General features: G+C 73.3%; 12 protein-coding genes. 9 read left to right on the top strand and 3 right to left on the bottom strand.

All coding sequences use genetic code 11. The features are described 5' to 3' along the window. Positions 1-211 precede the first annotated feature (211 nt). Genes ACIOC1_RS21265 through ACIOC1_RS21250 form a run of 4 tightly spaced genes read left to right on the top strand, consistent with a single transcriptional unit; the run spans position 212 to position 5037 of the window. Entirely contained in the window at positions 212-2086 is a 1875-nt protein-coding gene (locus ACIOC1_RS21265; protein ID WP_355339077.1) for a transketolase, read from the top strand. Next, positions 2083-3213: a cation diffusion facilitator family transporter gene (locus tag ACIOC1_RS21260; RefSeq protein WP_401856033.1), complete on the top strand. Its 1131-nt coding sequence runs from the start codon at positions 2083-2085 to the stop codon at positions 3211-3213. The genes ACIOC1_RS21265 and ACIOC1_RS21260 overlap by 4 nt, the downstream gene beginning before the upstream one ends. Before the next feature lie 20 nt (positions 3214-3233). After that, positions 3234-4229, top strand: coding sequence for an SGNH/GDSL hydrolase family protein (locus ACIOC1_RS21255; protein ID WP_401856031.1), 996 nt, complete (start codon positions 3234-3236; stop codon positions 4227-4229). 55 nt (positions 4230-4284) lie between these two features. Beyond that, positions 4285-5037, top strand: a complete 753-nt coding sequence (locus tag ACIOC1_RS21250) for a ZIP family metal transporter (protein ID WP_355339086.1) — start codon at positions 4285-4287, stop codon at positions 5035-5037. Here the strand turns inward: ACIOC1_RS21250 and ACIOC1_RS21245 are convergent. Continuing rightward, positions 5006-5782, bottom strand: coding sequence for a hypothetical protein (locus ACIOC1_RS21245; protein WP_391049520.1), 777 nt, complete (start codon positions 5780-5782; stop codon positions 5006-5008). The genes ACIOC1_RS21250 and ACIOC1_RS21245 overlap by 32 nt on opposite strands. Positions 5783-5891: 109 nt before the next feature. Between ACIOC1_RS21245 and ggt the strand changes: the two genes are divergently transcribed. Next, on the top strand, positions 5892-7898 hold the full coding sequence (gene ggt / locus ACIOC1_RS21240) for a gamma-glutamyltransferase (protein WP_401856029.1): 2007 nt from the start codon (positions 5892-5894) through the stop codon (positions 7896-7898). A 24-nt stretch (positions 7899-7922) separates the two neighbouring features. Here the strand turns inward: ggt and ACIOC1_RS21235 are convergent, their stop codons facing one another. Then, positions 7923-8489 (bottom strand): isochorismatase family protein, encoded by a 567-nt coding sequence (locus ACIOC1_RS21235; RefSeq protein WP_401856027.1) that lies wholly within the window; start codon positions 8487-8489, stop codon positions 7923-7925. 68 nt (positions 8490-8557) lie between these two features. After that, positions 8558-8995, bottom strand: a complete 438-nt coding sequence (locus ACIOC1_RS21230) for a MarR family winged helix-turn-helix transcriptional regulator (protein WP_401856025.1) — start codon at positions 8993-8995, stop codon at positions 8558-8560. Positions 8996-9145: 150 nt separating this feature from the next. Here ACIOC1_RS21230 and ACIOC1_RS21225 point away from each other — a divergent pair, with 150 nt between their 5' ends. The 4 genes from ACIOC1_RS21225 to hydA all read left to right on the top strand — a co-directional run bounded on the left by ACIOC1_RS21225 (position 9146) and on the right by hydA (position 14433). Next, on the top strand, positions 9146-10648 hold the full coding sequence (locus ACIOC1_RS21225) for a hypothetical protein (RefSeq protein WP_401856024.1): 1503 nt from the start codon (positions 9146-9148) through the stop codon (positions 10646-10648). 177 nt (positions 10649-10825) lie between these two features. Then, positions 10826-11668, top strand: coding sequence for a nitrilase-related carbon-nitrogen hydrolase (locus tag ACIOC1_RS21220; RefSeq protein ID WP_355339104.1), 843 nt, complete (start codon positions 10826-10828; stop codon positions 11666-11668). Between the two features lie 3 nt (positions 11669-11671). After that, entirely contained in the window at positions 11672-13030 is a 1359-nt protein-coding gene (locus ACIOC1_RS21215) for an aspartate aminotransferase family protein (RefSeq protein ID WP_401856023.1), read from the top strand. After that, entirely contained in the window at positions 13027-14433 is a 1407-nt protein-coding gene (hydA, locus tag ACIOC1_RS21210) for a dihydropyrimidinase (protein ID WP_391049529.1), read from the top strand. The genes ACIOC1_RS21215 and hydA overlap by 4 nt, the downstream gene beginning before the upstream one ends. Positions 14434-14458 lie beyond the last annotated feature (25 nt).

The following is a 14458-nucleotide window of genomic DNA, read 5'->3' as shown; positions in this document are numbered from 1 at the left end:
GCATGTTACGCACGGGTAACGATTGATGGGGAAGGTGCGACACCAGGGGCGCGACAGACCGCGCCGCCGCCCCGTTTGTCCGGCCCCGGGCCGGGCAGCCGCACCGCGGGGGGACAGCGGCCGAACGCGGGGGAAAGCAGGAAGAGCGGCACGCACGGGAGCGGGTGGCGGCACGAGGCGGCCACCACGCCACGAAGGGAGAGACGCCGCCATGAACGACGTCACCACGCACGACACCGAACCGGTCGACACGGCCGAGCTCACCGAACTCGCCCAGCAGTTGCGGGTGGACGCGGTACGCGCCGCCGACGCCGCCGGGTCCGGCCACCCCACGTCGTCGATGTCCGCGGCCGATCTGGCCGCCGTCCTCTTCGCCCGCCATCTGCGCTACGACTTCGACCGCCCCGACCACCCCGGCAATGACCACCTGATCCTGTCCAAGGGCCACGCCTCACCGCTGCTCTACGCCGCCTACAAGGCCGCGGGCGCGATCACCGACGAGGAACTGCTGACCTTCAGGAAGCTCGGCAGCCGCATGGAGGGCCACCCCACGCCCCGGCTGCCCTGGGTCGACGTCGCCACCGGATCGCTCGGCCAGGGGCTGCCGATCGGCGTCGGCGTCGCGATGTCCGCCAAGCGCCTGGAGCACCTGCCGTACCGCACCTGGGTGCTGTGCGGGGACAGCGAGCTGGCCGAGGGCTCGGTGTGGGAGGCGTTCGAGCACGCCGGCATGGAAGGGCTCGACAATCTCACCGCGATCCTCGACGTCAACCGGCTCGGCCAGCGCGGCCCCACCCGGCACGGCTGGGACCTGGGCGCCTACACCCGCCGTATCCGCGCCTTCGGCTGGAACACCGTCGAGATCGACGGCCACGACATCGCCGCCGTGGACGAGGCGATGACCACCGCGCGCACCAACCGCGGCGCGCCCACCGCGATCATCGCCAGGACCCGCAAGGGCCGCGGCGTCGCGGCCGTCGAGGACCGCGAGGGCATGCACGGCAAGCCGCTGCCGGACGCCGAGGCCGCGATCCGCGAGCTCGGCGGCGTACGCGACCTGCGGGTCCACGTACGCCGTCCGCCGGACGCCGAGCGGCGCGAGCGCGGCGGGAACCCGTCCGCGGCGCTGCCGGAGTACCGGATCGGCGAGGACGTGGCCACCCGTACCGCCTTCGGCGAGGCGCTGGCCGCGCTCGGCACCCGGCGCGAGGACGTCGTGGTCCTGGACGGCGAGGTCGGCGACTCCACCAAGGCCGAGCTGTTCTCCAAGGAGCACCCCGAGCGGTACGTGGAGTGCTACATCGCCGAGCAGCAGCTCATCGGCGCCGCGGTCGGCTTCGGCGTACGCGGCTGGACACCGTACGCGGCCACCTTCGCCGCGTTCCTGACCCGCGCGCACGACTTCCTGCGGATGGCCGCGGTCAGCCGCTCGGACCTCAACGTCGTCGGCACGCACGCGGGCGTCGCGATCGGCGAGGACGGCCCGTCGCAGATGGCGCTGGAGGACCTGGCGATGATGCGCGCGGTGCACGGCAGCACCGTGCTGTATCCGTGCGACGCCAATCAGACGGCCAAGCTCGTCGCCGCGCTGGCCGACCGCACCGGCGTCGGCTATCTGCGGGCCACCCGCGGGGCCACCCCGGTGATCTACGGGCCCGAGGAGGACTTCCCGATCGGCGGCAGCAAGCTGCTGCGCGAGCACCCCGAGGACCAGGTCACCCTCATCGGCGCGGGCGTCACCCTGCACCAGGCGCTGGCCGCCGCCGACCGGCTCGTCGCCGACGGCATCCGCGCCCGCGTGCTCGACCTCTACTCGGTCAAGCCCGTCGACACCCAGGCGCTGCGCGCCGCCGCGCGGGCCACCGGCCGCTTCGTCACCGTCGAGGACCACCACCCCGAGGGCGGCCTGGCCGACGCGGTCCTGGAGTCCTTCGGCAACGGTCACCCGATGCCGCTGCTCACCCGCCTGGCCGTCCACACCATGCCCGGCTCCGCCACCCCCGAGGAACAGCTCCACGCGGCGGGCATCGACGCCGACGCCATCGCCGCCGCGGCCCGGACGCTGATCGGGCACACACACGAATGAGTGGAGAGCACACCCTGACCAGCACCGACCAGGACCTGACCGGCGACGCCCCGGAACCCTCCGGGCACACCGGAACGGGCGACACGGAGACCGGTGACACGGACACCGGCCGTGCGGCGTCCGGACCGCCGAAACCCGGCGCGGACGACACCGGCGGCGAGCGCGACGAGGGCACCAAGGGAGCGGTGCTCGTCGCGCTCGGCGCCAACCTGGTGATCGCCGCCGCGAAGACCGCCGCGGGCCTCTTCTCCGGATCGCCCGCGCTGCTCTCGGAGGCCGCGCACTCGGTGGCGGACAGCCTCAACGAGGTGTTCCTGCTGCTGTCGCTGCGCCGCAGCCGCCGCGCGCCCGACAGCGACCACCCCTTCGGCTACGGCAAGGAGCGCTACTTCTGGTCGCTGCTCGCCGCCGTCGGCATCTTCGTGCTCGGCGGCTGCTTCTCCTTCTACCAGGGCATTCACGCGCTCGGCGGCACGGAGGACGAGTCCCGCAGCGGATATGTGGCGGGTCTGGCCGTCCTGCTGATCGCGCTGCTCGCCGAGGGCGCTTCGCTGCTCAAGGCGGTGGTCCAGGCGCGCCGGTCCGACGAGGGCGCCGACGACCCGGCGCTGCGGACGGTCCTCGCCGAGGACAGCACCGCCGTGATCGGTGTGCTGTTCGCCGCCGCCGGCATGGTCATCCACATGACGACCGGCAACGCGCTGGGCGAGGCCATCGCCTCGATGGCGATCGGCGCCCTGCTGATGGTCGTCGCGTTCACCCTCGGCCGCACCGCCCACCACCAGCTCATCGGCGTCTCGGTCGACGCCGAACTGCGCGACGGCATCCGCGAACTGCTCCTGGGGCAGGGGGAGATCGACACCGTCGAGGAACTGCTCACCATGCGGCTCGGCCTGGACTCCACGCTGGTGGCCGCCAGGATCGACCTGGTGGGCGGCCTGGACAGCGAGCGGGTCGAGGAGGTCAGCCTGCGCATCCGGCGCGACATCCACGCCAAGTGGCCCACCGCCGACCGGGTGTTCCTCGACATCACCGACGCCGGAACGGAACGTGAAGCCCGAACGACGCGGGAGCGACGGGCCATTGACAGCGATGCGAGCACACCCGAGCCTGAGCATCGTCAATGACGACACCAGGGGAGGGCTCGATGGCCGCAGGTCTGGGCAACGGAAACGGCACCGCGGGCGACAAGGACACCGAAACCGGGAGCGTACGGGGCAGGACGTCCGGCAGGCGCACCGCCGTCACCGTGGCCGCGGCCCTCGGCGGGGCGCTCGCGCTCACCGCCGCCACCGTCTCGCCCGCGGCGGCCCACTCAGGAGGCCGCCCGCCCTGGCACGGGCACCCGGCACCGGCCGTCCACTACGTCGCGCTCGGGGACTCGTACACCTCAGGCCCGGCCATCCCCACCCAGGTCGACGCCAACTGCGCGCGCTCCGACCGCAATTACCCGTCGCTGGTGAACGACGCGAACGCCTCCGCGTCGTTCACCGACGTGAGTTGCGGCGGCGCCACCACCGCCGAGATGTGGAAGCCGCAGGGCACCAACGGCCCGCAGCTCGACGCCGTCCACCGGGACACGACGCTGGTCACCGTGCAGATCGGCGGCAACGACGTCGGCTTCGGCCCGATCATCGCCACCTGCGCGGGGCTGAGCGTCACCGACGTCACGGGCAGCCCGTGCAAGGACCACTACCGGGCCACGGGCGTCGACCAGCTCACCGTGACCATCCTCAAGACGGCCCCCAAGATCGCCCAGGTGCTGCGCGCGGTCCACAGCAGGGCGCCGCACGCGGAGGTCGTCCTGGTCGGCTACCCCGACCTGCTGCCCGACGACGGCGTGGGCTGCTTCCCGTCCGTGCCCTTCGCGGCCGGGGACTTCCCGTATCTGAGGGACGTGGAGAAGAAGCTCAACGCGATGCTGCGGGTCGAGGCGCTGCTCGGCGGGGCGCGCTACGTCGACACGTACAAGCCGACCGTCGGGCACGACATGTGCAAGGCGCCCGCCGACCGCTGGATCGAGCCGCTGGCCCCGGCGTCACCCGCCGCGCCCGCGCACCCGAACGCCAAGGGCGAGCAGTCGATGGCCCGGGCGGTGCTGAGGACGGTCGGGACGGGACACCGCGCCGGTCACGGTCGGTAAGGCTCAGGGGTACCCCTGAGTCGCGGGCGCGCCGGGCGTCATGGATCATGACCTCATGCCGGTCCTGATAGCCGCGTGCGCGTTCGCGATGACCTTGGTGGGCGGGTTCGTCGCCCAGCGCATCGGCGACCGCAGGCACCTCGTCCTCGGCCTCGCTGCCGGTCTGATGCTGGGCGTCGTCGGCTTCGACCTGCTGCCCGAGGCGCTGGACATGCAGCCGCGGGACGTCTTCGGCGTCCCCGCCGCGCTGCTGATGTTCGTCGCCGGCTTCCTGGCCCTGCACATCGTCGAGCGCTCGGTGGCGATCCACCGGGCGCACGAGGGCGAGTACGCGCCGCACGCGCACGGCCACGGGCACGCCCACGCCCCGGTCAAGGGCATCGGCCTCACCGCGGGCGCCGCGCTCGTCGGGCACAGCGTCATGGACGGCTTCGCGATCGGCGCGGCCTTCCAGGCGGGCAGCACCGTCGGCATCGTGGTGGCCATCGCGGTCGTCTCGCACGACTTCGCGGACGGCTTCAACACGTACACGATCACCCGGATGTACGGGAACGACCACAGCAGGGCGCGGCTGCTGCTCGGCGCCGACGCGCTGGCGCCGGTGGCGGGCGCCGCGGTCACCCTCGCCTTCACCATCCCGGCCGGTGTCCTCGGCCTCTACCTCGGCTTCTTCGCCGGTTTCCTGCTCTACCTGGCGACCTCGGACATCCTCCCCGAGGCGCACAGCCCGCACCCGTCGACCTCGACGCTGCTGTGCACGGTCGGCGGAGCGTCCCTCATGTGGCTGGTGATCGGTCTGGCGGGATGACCTTGCCGCCCTTGGGCGCCTTCGGCGCCGTCGTCGCGGCCTTGGTGACGTCCGCGACCAGCTCCACCACGTCGGAGCCGTACGCCTGCGAATTGACCACCTTCAGCAGCAGGCAGAAGGTCGCGTCGGCGCCGTGCTTGCGGGCCAGCCGCACCTGGTGCCTGGCCAGATAGCGGACGGCGGCCTGGTTGGCGATGCCGCGCTGGCCGGAGGAGAGGAAGACCGGGCGGTCGTTGCCCGAGTCGCGGGCGGCGGCCAGCCGGGCCAGCAGCACGTACTCGACGGCGCCCTTCTCCATCAGGTACGTCTCGCCGCCGACGCTGATCGCGCCCTGCTCGGGCCCCGGCGCCGGGTCGGTGTCGATCTCGACGCCCGGCAGCATCGAGCGCAGATGCGCGGCCAGCCGGAGGTTGGCGGCCGGGCCGCCTATGCAGAATTCGGTGCGCGCGCCGAAGCCCTGCCAGGCCGTGTCGTGCGCCAGCACCTCGGCGTGCGCCCCGCACTCCTTGATCACCGCGGCCAGCTCCAGCAGCGCGAAGGCGTCGTGCCTGGCCAGGCTCCAGCCCCGCGAGCCGGGGTCGCGCGGCACCACCAGCAGGCACTCGGAGTCCTTCGGCAGGCCGAAGAAGCGCTGCTTGCGCTGGAGCCTGCGGCTGAGCAAGTAGGTGCGCGCGAACCAGCCCAGGGCGGCGCCGATGGCGAGGGCCACCAGGCCCAGGACGAGATTGCGGAGGTCGTCGCTCATGGCGCGGCATCGTAGCGGTGTTCGACCCACCGCGGGGATACGCGGTCCTGACGGGACAGGAGAGGTGAAGTTACGCTTCCGGGACGCCCGTTGAGTGGAGGACTCCGCAATGCGACGCACAAGTGACAGCAGTGGTGGCGACACCGGTCTCCGTAGCGGCCCGGGCGGCAGCCCCGGCGGCGCCCGGGACAGGGCCGCGGGCACGCGTTCTGACAGCGGACCGGACGGCGGTCCGGGCGGCGGTCTGGGCGGCGGTCCGGAAGGCGGTCCGGGCGCGTCCCGTACGGCCGTCCGCGGGTCCCGCGTCCGCAGGACCGCCGTCCGCGCGGTCGCCGCGCTCGCCGTCACCGCGGCGGTGGCGGCGGTCACCGCCGCGGCGCCCGCCCGGCACGGCGGCCCCGCGCATCCGCCCGGCTCCACGGCCAAGACCCCGCTGGCCGTCGGCTACGGGGGAGCGGTCGCCAGCGTGGACGCCGACGCGTCGGCCGCCGGCATCGAGGTGCTGCGGCGCGGCGGCAACGCCGTGGACGCGGCCGTCGCCACCGCCGCCGCCCTCGGCGTGACCGAGCCGTACTCCTCGGGCATCGGCGGAGGCGGCTACTTCGTGTACTACGACGCGCGGCAGCACAAGGTCTCCACCATCGACGGCCGCGAGACCGCCCCGCGCAGCGCCACCGACCAGCTCTTCGTCGAGAACGGCCAGCCGCTCGCCTTCGCCGACGCGGTCACCAGCGGGCGCAGTGTCGGCGTGCCCGGCACCGCCGCCACCTGGCAGACCGCCCTGGACTCCTGGGGGAGCCGCTCGCTCGGCGACGTCCTCAAGCCCGCGGAGCGGATCGCCCGCGACGGCTTCACCGTGGACGCGACCTTCAACTCCCAGACCGCGGCGAACCAGGACCGCTTCAAGGACTTCCCCGCCACCGCCGCGCTCTTCCTGCCCGGCGGACAGCCCCCGGCGGTCGGCTCCACCCTGCGCAACCCCCAACTGGCGGCCACGTACAAGGAGTTGGGCCGCAAGGGGATCAACGCGATCTACCGCGGCGACATCGGCGCGGACATCGTCAGGACCGTACGCAAACCCCCGGTCGACCCGGCGTCCACCCGCGTGGTGCGCACCGGTGACCTGACCGCCGCGGATCTGGCCGCCTACCACGCCAAGACCCAGGCGCCGACGCACACGACCTACCGCGGCCTCGACGTGTACGGGCCCGCGCCCTCGTCGTCCGGCGGGACCACGGTGGCCGAGGCGCTGAACATCCTGGAGCACACCGACCTGGCGCACGCCGACCAGGCGCAGTATCTGCACCACTACATCGAGGCCAGCCGGATCGCCTTCGCCGACCGGGGCCGCTGGGTCGGCGACCCGGCGTTCGAGCAGGTGCCGACCGCGGGGCTGCTCTCCAAGGGCTTCGCCGCCTCGCGGGCCTGCCTGATCAAGGACGACGCGGCGCTCACCAGCCCGCTCCCGCCCGGCGACCCGGCGCACCCCACCCCGTGCGCCGCCACCGGCAAGGCCGCGCCGACCACCTACGAGGGCGAGAACACCACGCACCTGACGGTGGCCGACAAGTGGGGCAACGTCGTCGCGTACACCCTCACCATCGAGCAGACCGGCGGCAGCGCGATCACGGTCCCCGGCCGCGGCTTCCTGCTCAACAACGAGCTGACGGACTTCTCCTTCGTGCCCGCCAGCCCGGCCGTGCACGACCCGAACCTGCCGGGGCCCGGCAAGCGGCCCCGCTCGTCGATCTCGCCGACGATCGTGCTGAAGAACGGCCGGGTGGACTTCGCGGTCGGCTCGCCCGGCGGCGCGACCATCATCACCACCGTGCTCCAGGTGCTCACCGAACACGTCGACCGGGGCCTGCCGTTGGTGGACGCCATCGCCGCGCCGCGCGCCAGCCAGCGCAACGCGGCGGCGACCGAACTCGAACCGGCCCTGTGGAACAGCCCGCTCAAGGCCCAACTCGAAGCCCTCGGGCAGCACTTCACGCAGAATCCGGAGATCGGCGCCGCCACCGGTGTGCAACGGCTCTCCGACGGCCGGTGGTTGGCCGCGGCGGAGCCGGTACGGCGCGGCGGCGGCTCGGCGCTGGTGGTGGTTCCCACGCGCTGACCTGCCTCGACGCGGCTACTCCGCTCAGGCGGCCGGGGCGGCGGGCAGCAGGGCGATGATCTCGTCCGTGCCCGCCGTCTCGGCCAGCCGCGGGAAGATCTTGGCGAACGCGTGGGCGTGCGACTCGGCGTCGGTGTCGGTCACCGCGTCGGCGGCGACCGTCACGTGGTAGCCGTGTTCGTGGGCCGCGCGGGCGGTGGACTCGACGCCGATGCTGGTCGATATGCCGGCCAGCACGATCTGCGTGACCCCGCGGCGGCGCAGCTCCAGGTCGAGCGCGGTGCCGTGGAAGGCGCCCCACTGGAGCTTGGTGATTTTGATGTCGCCGTCCTGGACATCCAGTTCGTCCACCAGCTCCGTCCAGTCGGCGGGCAGCGAACCGCTCATGGCCGGGCCCTCGTTGCGTCCTGGCGGGCCCCCGGCCACGTTCACCAGCACGACCGGCAGCCCGCGCTCGCGGAAGGCGGTGGCCAGCTTCGCGGCGCGCGCGACGACCTCGCGGGCCGGGTGCGCGGTGGGCAGCGCGACGATGCCGCGCTGGAGGTCGATGACGACAAGGGCGGTGCGGGGGTCGATCGTCGTGGCGGTCATGCGGGTAACTCCCTGTGCGGTGAACGGTGTTGCCGTGCTGTTCGGGTCGCGGGGTCCTGGCTGTGCGGTCACGCCTTGACCAGGCGCTGGAGGATGCCGAGCGCCTCGGTCAGCCGCCGCTGGTCCTCGGCGGACAGCTCGGTGCCGATCACCTCGGCGAGCCAGCCGCGCCGGGCCCGGCGGCCGGTGCCGCGCAGCCGGACCCCTGCCTCGGTGAGGGAGAAGACGACCTGACGGCCGTCGGTGGGGTGCGGCGAGCGGGCGACGAGGCCGCGTTCCTCCAGGGCCACGAGCGTCATCCGCATGGACTGCGGCCGGACGATCTCGGCGCGGGCCAGGGCGGCGGTGGTCGCCGGACCCTCGCTGCCGATCCGCCCCAGCACCGAGACCTGCGAGGGCGTGAGCGCGCCCTGCGCCGAGGCCGACGCGGTGCGCAACCGGCGCTGGAGCTGCGCGATCACCGTGGTCAGCTCGTCGGCGACCCGCGCCTGGTCCTGAGTGGGCATGGTTGCACCGTACGACCTCGACAGAAAAACTTGCAAGTTTGACTGTCGAAATCGTCCGCCGTTGAAAACTCCCCGTAGCAGCGCCGTAACACTGTGGGTGTCGAATGCCCACCGGGCGCGGGGAGCGGGGGCGGCGGATGCGAGGGTGTGATGACAACGGAACTGGCCGGTGCGGCAACGGAGTTCACGTTCTACTTCCGGTCGATGGTGGCGGCGCTCGGGGACCGTCCCGGCTGGTACGGGGTGTTCGCGGGGCGTGAGCCGGAGGCCGCGCACGCCTACGAGGGCGGCGCGGACATACCGCCCTGGGACGTCGTCGGGGCCGTCCTGCACGATCTGGCCGCCGCCGTCCGGGCGCCGCTCGACGAGGCGGAGGTGTCCCGTGCCCGGGTCCTGCACCGCGCCGCCGTCGAGGAGTGGGACGCCGCGCCCGGCGCGGAGAGCGCGCTCCGCCTCCGGCTCGAAGTGACCTCGCGGGCCCGTGACATGGCGCTGCTGCGCGAGCGCGAGGCGGCCCGCGCCCTCGACCAGGCCCCCGCCGACCCGGCGGGAGCCGCCACCGCCCGGCTCGCCAACATCCTCGCCTGGGCCCGCGACGACCGTGAGCGGGCCGCCGCCCGCTGCGACGAACTCCGCGCCCGGCTGGCCGCCTTCGCCGCGCCCCCGGCCGCCGACTGGTTCCGCCAGACGCCCGAGCGCCATCCCGCCGCCCAGCCCTCCCCGCCCGCCGAGCGCGACCCCGCCGCGCCCGCCGCCCAGCCCTCCTCGCCCCCCGAGCGCGACCCCGCCGCGCCCGCCGCCCGTACCGCCTCCTGGGCCCGCGACCCCCGCCCCGAGGAAGCCGCGCGACCGCGGCCCGCCAAGGCGACCGGCGCGCGCACCAAGGGCGCCTCCCGCCCGCGCGGCGCACGCTTCGCCGGGGCCTTCGAGGAGGCGGCGGGCGCCGAGGAAACGCCCCTGGAGCGGTCGGTGCCGCGCGGCGCGCGATTCGCGGGCGCCCCCGCCGCCCCGGCCCCGCAGGCGGAGACCGCCCAGGGACCCGTACGCGCCACCCCGCGCGGCGCGCGCTTCGCCGGCGCCCCGGAGAGCGCGGAACCGCGCCAGGCGCGGCCCACCCTCGACCCGCGCTGGCTGGCCGAGGCGCGGCAGGAGGCCGCGCGCCTCGGCGAGCTGCGCCGTACCGGGCAGAGCGGCGCCGCCTACGTCGTCATCTGCGAGGCGGCGGAAGGCCCGGCGCCCCGACTGCCCTACCTGCTCAGGGAGTTGGAGCGCACCGAACTGGCCGCCGATGTGGCCACCCTGCTCTGGGAGGTCGCCGCGCTGCCCGGCGCCCCGCTGGCCGCCGCCGCCTCTGAACTGGCCGCCGCGGGCCGTACCGGCGACTGCCGCACGCTCCTGCACCAGGCCGCGTCGCGCCCGCCTGCCGACCTGGCCACGATCGCGGGCGACCTGGCCGACGCGGGGCACCACGAGGAGGCGGGCGAACTCCTGCGGACGCTCGCCCGGGCGCGTCCGCCCGAGGACGCCGCCGCCGTGGTCAGAGCCCGCCCCGGCCTGGCCGTTCCCGTCCTGGACGCCGCGGAAGCCGTCTCCAAATCCCGCCGCCGCGACATCGTGGCCGCCCTGCGCCGGGCGGGCCTGCCCGGCGGCTGACGCGGGCGCGCGCCGCCGAACGGGTTCCCCGAGGGGGAAACGTGATCGTCTTCGCCCGGTAACGGTAGCGGTCTTGCCACAGTGGGTAGGGCGCTTCTACGTTCTTCCCCACGGCTGGGATCTACGGGCGTAGAACGGGACTACCGGCGTGAAGCTGCCACGTCTGAGGAGCTGCTCATGAGCAATGTCGTGCGTGCCGCGCTCGTCCAGGCCACCTGGACCGGCGATACGGAATCGATGATCGCGAAGCACGAGGAACACGCCCGGGCCGCCGCCGCGCAGGGCGCGAAGGTGATCGGCTTCCAGGAGGTGTTCAACGCCCCCTACTTCTGCCAGGTCCAGGAGGCCGAGCACTACCGGTGGGCGGAGCCCGTCCCCGACGGGCCGACCGTCCAGCGGATGCGGGCGCTGGCCCGCGAGACCGGCATGGTCATCGTCGTGCCGGTCTTCGAGATCGAGCAGCCCGGCGTCTACTACAACACCGCGGCCGTGATCGACGCGGACGGCACCGTCCTCGGCAAGTACCGCAAGCACCACATCCCGCAGGTCAACGGCTTCTGGGAGAAGTACTACTTCAAGCCGGGCAACCTCGGCTGGCCGGTCTTCGAGACCGCCGTCGGCCGGATCGGCGTCTACATCTGCTACGACCGCCACTTCCCCGAGGGCTGGCGCGCCCTGGGCCTCGCGGGCGCCCAGATCGTCTACAACCCGTCGGCCACCAGCCGCGGCCTGTCGGCGTACCTGTGGAAGCTGGAGCAGCCCGCGGCGGCCGTCGCCAACGAGTACTTCATCGCCGCGATCAACCGGGTCGGCCGCGAGGAGTACGGCGACAACGACTTCTACGGCACCAGCTACTTCGTCGACCCGCGCGGCCAGTTCGTGGAGGGCACCGCCTCCGACACCAAGGAGGAACTGCTGGTCCGCGACCTGGACCTGGACCTTATCGACGAGGTCCGGCAGACCTGGGCCTTCTACCGCGACCGCAGGCCCGACGCCTACGGCGACCTGACGGAGGGCTGAGCGATGGCCACCGCGACCGAGAGCGCGCACGCCGCGCTGCACGCCCGCCACCGCGCCGTCCTGCCCGACTGGCTGGCCACGTACTACGCCCGGCCGATCGAGCTGACGCACGGCGAGGGCCGCCACGTCTGGGACGCCGAGGGCAACCGCTACCTGGACTTCTTCGGCGGCATCCTCACCACGATGACCGCGCACGCGCTGCCCGAGGTCACCGCCGCCGTCGCCGAGCAGGCCGGGAAGATCCTGCACTCCTCGACGCTCTACCTCAGCCGCCAGGCCGTGGAGCTGGCCGAGCGGATCGCCCGGCTGTCCGGCATCCCCGACGCCCGGGTCTTCTTCACCACCTCCGGCACCGAGGCCAACGACACGGCCCTGCTGCTGGCCACCGCCTACCGCCGCTCCAACCAGGTGCTGGCGCTGCGCAACAGCTACCACGGCCGCTCCTTCACCTCGATCGGCATCACCGGCAACAGCGCCTGGTCGCCGACCAGCCTGTCCCCGCTCCAGACGCTGTACGTGCACGGCGGGGTGCGCAGCCGCGGGCCGTACGCGCATCTGACGGACGCCGAGTTCACCGCCGCGTGCGTCGCGGACCTGGAGGACATCCTCGGCCAGGCCAACGGCACGGTCGCCGCGCTCATCGCCGAACCCGTGCAGGGCGTCGGCGGCTTCACCTCGGGCCCCGACGGGCTGCTCGCCGCCTTCAAGCGGGTCCTGGACCGGCACGGCATCCTGTGGATCACCGACGAGGTGCAGACCGGCTGGGGCCGTACCGGCGACAACTTCTGGGGCTGGCAGGCGCACAGCGGCTCCGGCGCGCCCGACATCCTCACCTTCGCCAAGGGCATCGGCAACGGCATGTCCATGGGCGGCGTGGTGGCCCGCGCCGACGTGATGAACTGCCTGAACGCCAACTCCATCTCCACCTTCGGCGGCAGCCCGATCACCACCGCGGGAGCGCTGGCGAATCTCACCTACCTCCTCGACCACGACCTCCAGGGCAACGCCCGCCGGGTCGGCGGCCTGCTCAAGGCCCGCCTCACCGCCGTCTCCGCTGGCCTGGGCATCGTCCGCGAGGTGCGCGGACGCGGCCTGATGCTCGGCGTCGAACTGGTCGAGCCGGGCACCGACACCCCGTCCCCCGCGGCGGCCTCCGCCGTACTCGAAGCGGCCCGCGCGCACGGCCTGCTGATCGGCAAGGGCGGCCTCGCGGGGAACGTCCTGCGGATCGCCCCGCCGCTCTCGCTCACCGTCGCCGAGGCCGAGGAAGGCGCCGACCTGCTGGAGGCGGCCCTGAAACAGGCGCAGAGCGAACTCGCGGACCAGGCACCGGTCGAATCCGAAGGAGGGACCGCGCAGTGACCGCGACCCGTACCGTGATCCGCGGCGGCCTCGTCATCACCGCCGCCGACGAGATGCACGCCGACGTCCTGATCGAGGGCGGCAGGATCGCCGCCCTCGCCGCCCACGACAGCGACACCGCGGCGGGCTGGACCGCCGACACCGTCATCGACGCCACCGGGAAATACGTCATCCCCGGCGGCGTCGACGGGCACACCCACATGGAGATGCCGTTCGGCGGCACCACCGCCTCCGACACCTTCGAGACCGGCACCCGCGCCGCCGCCTGGGGCGGCACCACCACCATCGTCGACTTCGCCATCCAGGGCGTCGGCGCGTCGCTCCGCTCCGGGCTCGACGCCTGGCACGCCAAGGCCGACGCGCAGTGCGCGATCGACTACGCCTTCCACATGATCGTCTCCGACGTGAACGAGCACTCGCTCAAGGAGATGGACATCCTGGTCGAGGAGGGCGTGACCAGCTTCAAGATGTTCATGGCCTACCCCGGCGTCTTCTACAGCGACGACGGGCAGATCCTGCGCGCCATGCAGCGCGCCGCGGGCAACGGCGGCCTGACGATGATGCACGCCGAGAACGGCATCGCGATCGACGTCCTCGTCCAGCAGGCCCTCGAAGCGGGGAAGACCGACCCGCGCTACCACGGCGAGGTCAGGCACGCCCTGCTGGAGGCCGAGGCCACCCACCGCGCCATCCAGCTCGCCCGCGTCGCCGGCGCCCCGCTCTACATCGTGCACGTCTCCGCGCAGCAGGCCGTCGCCGAACTCACCGCCGCCCGCGACCTGGGCCTCAACGTCTTCGGCGAGACCTGTCCGCAGTACCTGTTCCTGTCCACCGACAACCTCGCCGAACCCGGCTTCGAGGGCGCCAAGTACGTGTGCAGTACGCCGCTGCGCCCCCGCGAGCACCAGGCCGCGCTCTGGCAGGGCCTGCGCACCAACGACCTCCAGGTGGTCTCCACCGACCACTGCCCGTTCTGCTTCACCGGGCAGAAGGACATGGGCGTCGGCGACTTCTCCAAGATCCCCAACGGCATGCCCGGCGTGGAGAACCGCATGGACCTCCTCCACCAGGGCGTCGTGGACGGGCACATCAGCCGCCGCCGCTGGATCGAGATCGCCTGCGCCACCCCGGCCCGGATGTTCGGCCTCTACCCGCGCAAGGGCACCATCGCGCCGGGCGCCGACGCCGACGTGGTGATCTACGACCCGCACGCCGAGCAGGTCATGTCCGCCGAGACCCACCACATGAACGTCGACTACTCCGCCTACGAGGGCAAGCGGACGACCGGCCGGGTCGAGACCGTGCTGTCCCGCGGGGTGCCCGTGATCGAGGGCCGGTCGTACGTGGGCCGGGCCGGTCACGGCCAGTACACGCCGCGCGGCATCTGTCAGTACCTGATCTAGCCCTCAGCCTCACAGAAGGAGCGGC

This window comes from Streptomyces sp. NPDC088197 (assembly GCF_044741185.1).
Taxonomy (GTDB): domain Bacteria; phylum Actinomycetota; class Actinomycetes; order Streptomycetales; family Streptomycetaceae; genus Actinacidiphila.
This window is presented reverse-complemented; position numbering and strand designations above follow the sequence as displayed.

What these genes read in the sequence shown, in the direction of transcription:
- ACIOC1_RS21265 (WP_355339077.1), top strand. Translation starts at nt 212, where the DNA reads ATGAACGACGTCACCACGCACGACACCGAACCGGTCGACACGGCCGAG.
- ACIOC1_RS21260 (WP_401856033.1), top strand. Translation starts at nt 2,083, where the DNA reads ATGAGTGGAGAGCACACCCTGACCAGCACCGACCAGGACCTGACCGGC.
- ACIOC1_RS21255 (WP_401856031.1), top strand. Translation starts at nt 3,234, where the DNA reads ATGGCCGCAGGTCTGGGCAACGGAAACGGCACCGCGGGCGACAAGGAC.
- ACIOC1_RS21250 (WP_355339086.1), top strand. Translation starts at nt 4,285, where the DNA reads ATGCCGGTCCTGATAGCCGCGTGCGCGTTCGCGATGACCTTGGTGGGC.
- ACIOC1_RS21245 (WP_391049520.1), bottom strand. Translation starts at nt 5,782, where the DNA reads ATGAGCGACGACCTCCGCAATCTCGTCCTGGGCCTGGTGGCCCTCGCC.
- ggt (WP_401856029.1), top strand. Translation starts at nt 5,892, where the DNA reads ATGCGACGCACAAGTGACAGCAGTGGTGGCGACACCGGTCTCCGTAGC.
- ACIOC1_RS21235 (WP_401856027.1), bottom strand. Translation starts at nt 8,489, where the DNA reads ATGACCGCCACGACGATCGACCCCCGCACCGCCCTTGTCGTCATCGAC.
- ACIOC1_RS21230 (WP_401856025.1), bottom strand. Translation starts at nt 8,995, where the DNA reads ATGCCCACTCAGGACCAGGCGCGGGTCGCCGACGAGCTGACCACGGTG.
- ACIOC1_RS21225 (WP_401856024.1), top strand. Translation starts at nt 9,146, where the DNA reads ATGACAACGGAACTGGCCGGTGCGGCAACGGAGTTCACGTTCTACTTC.
- ACIOC1_RS21220 (WP_355339104.1), top strand. Translation starts at nt 10,826, where the DNA reads ATGAGCAATGTCGTGCGTGCCGCGCTCGTCCAGGCCACCTGGACCGGC.
- ACIOC1_RS21215 (WP_401856023.1), top strand. Translation starts at nt 11,672, where the DNA reads ATGGCCACCGCGACCGAGAGCGCGCACGCCGCGCTGCACGCCCGCCAC.